At 33.4% G+C, this 2,175-nt stretch carries 3 protein-coding genes; 1 reads left to right on the top strand and 2 read right to left on the bottom strand.

What is annotated here, in order from left to right:
• Positions 1 to 142 precede the first annotated feature (142 nt).
• On the bottom strand, positions 143 to 613 hold the full coding sequence (locus IR135_RS11445; protein WP_135099491.1) for a hypothetical protein: 471 nt from the start codon (positions 611 to 613) through the stop codon (positions 143 to 145).
• An 89-nt stretch (positions 614 to 702) separates the two neighbouring features.
• Positions 703 to 1,389, bottom strand: coding sequence for a hypothetical protein (locus IR135_RS11450; RefSeq protein ID WP_135099493.1), 687 nt, complete (start codon positions 1,387 to 1,389; stop codon positions 703 to 705).
• A 397-nt stretch (positions 1,390 to 1,786) separates the two neighbouring features.
• On the opposite strand from IR135_RS11450, the gene IR135_RS11455 reads away from it, so the two are divergent.
• On the top strand, positions 1,787 to 2,116 hold the full coding sequence (locus IR135_RS11455) for a GNAT family N-acetyltransferase (protein WP_416212707.1): 330 nt from the start codon (positions 1,787 to 1,789) through the stop codon (positions 2,114 to 2,116).
• Positions 2,117 to 2,175 lie beyond the last annotated feature (59 nt).

Consider the following 2,175-nt stretch of genomic DNA (forward strand, 5'->3'; position numbering starts at 1 on the left):
AATCCACCTTCGCCATTTAAATAATCTGTTACGACTGTTAACTTAAATTCAAAACTATGTTTATTATTTTTCATACAAAAACTCCCCTTAAGTTGAATAGTAAGTACAACTTAAGGGGAGCACGTCATAATTGCGCTCTTTTTTAAAATTTCCCTGTATGTTCTAACGCTTCATCTGATATGTCGCCCCAAAGGACGTCGGTAATGATTGAATTATACTCTTTATAATATTTCTTTGAGAAAAAACTATTCACTATGAGTTTGATTGATATCTCTACGGTTATTTTTTCGTCATGTGGAATATATTGAGTGGAATCTCCTTTTAACAATAAATAGTTATAAGACCTTTCGTGCAGATTCCCCTCGCTAGTGCTATCATCCTTAAAAATTATATTGAAATCCTTACCAGTAATTTTCACATTATAATCAAAGTACCCCCTATTGTGATTAGAAGCATTAATAATATGGATAGCTGTTTTAACTCTAGTGTAGTCATTACTGCCTACTCCAACGATAAGGGGTTCTGGTCCCTTACCAGCAACTATATATAGCGGCTTATTGAATAAAACTTTGGTCAAATCTCTATTTTTATATACTGCACCTATAGAAACCAACAAGGCAATTCCACTAATGACATATTCTAATTGATTGAAGAATATAGCAACTACATCCTTTCCAAAAATTAATATTAGTATCTCCTCCTTTAAACTCTTTTGACTACTGCCTCATCTAACATTGCAACCGCAGAGTTTTTCTTCACATATTTACCAGTGAAAGTATGGCTAATCACTTTGTTATGATTCATCTTATTTCCTAAGTAAGGTAAAAATGACCAGAAGTTTGCTTTTATAAAACTTAAAGAAACAACCACTTCATTTTCATTGTTTGGGTCTATCGGTATATCGAATCCTGTTGAAGCAACTTTTAATTGTTTTTGTGAACGTGCTAATATATTTCCATTACTTAAATCATCTAAATAAGCTATCGGAACTTTCCCTCCACCATCTTTAACATAAAGAGGTGCGTTTGTATGAGGTTGGATACGCGATAATTTTTCCCCATTCAAATATAGTTCAAAATCATAATACCCTACATCATGGTTTGACGCATTCGTAACATAAATCCAAGTGAAGTAAGCTCCTCCATTTGGACTAATAATTGATTGACCGTTATGCTCGCTAATATAAACCGTCTCTCCAAAATAAATAGGATTAGCAAATCGAACTTCGATGTAATCTTTATCTTTAAAATGGTTATATAAAAAGTTTATTAATGCTACCAAGACCGAGATAATTAATGCTAAACTACTAAGAATCAGTTCCGCATGAGACTTTATAAAAATCCATATACTAACAATTAATTCTTCTATTTTAATCTTCCCCTTTTTCAATTTATCAAATCTATATAAATATACCTGTCAATTTCTGGTCACGCAATCACAGCTCTTTTTTAAATGCCTACTCAACTATCTAGTATGGAATGGAGAAGAAGGTAATCATAGTGAGGTAACTTAAGAATACAAATATTACTCATGTATCATATAAGAACAGTGTTGCAAATAAAAAAACAGTTTTACTTACGATAGTCTTGAGAAAGAATTTGAGATTGAAATGCACATCAAAATTATTATCGACACAGCAGTCAAGAAGCGATGTTTCTATGGAGCGGTTTATGAATATGATATAAAAGAGAACAAGAAAACTATATGAGGATGAAGACATGGAAAAAGAGATTCATAAATTTATAAAGAAGCGCGAAATAATGAAAAAGAGCAGTATACAGGACTCGTGCTGGCTCCGATAGCGGTTAATCCTGGTCTGCAGCAAAAGGGTATTGGGAAGCTGTTAATGAATGAGCTCGAAAAACGGGCGAAAAGATTCGATTATGGTTTTATTAGTATCTTAGGGCATCCGGGATACTATGTTAAATTCGGCTACGGTCCTGCGAGTGAATACAATATATATCCGCCGTTCGAAGGCATCCCGGATGAGGCGTTTATGATTAAGGAAATACAAGAAGGCTATTTAAAAAATAAAGAGGGTACTATTCTGAACTGTAACCCGAATAATAGACAGCTTATAAAAAGCGTCTCTTATTCGGGTTTTTCTATGCCCTAAAGATTATCTTGTTTATACTTAAATAAACTATCTGTACGGAGGGCTATCATGGCTAGACA

This window comes from Jeotgalicoccus nanhaiensis (assembly GCF_015235105.1).
GTDB lineage: Bacteria > Bacillota > Bacilli > Staphylococcales > Salinicoccaceae > Jeotgalicoccus > Jeotgalicoccus nanhaiensis.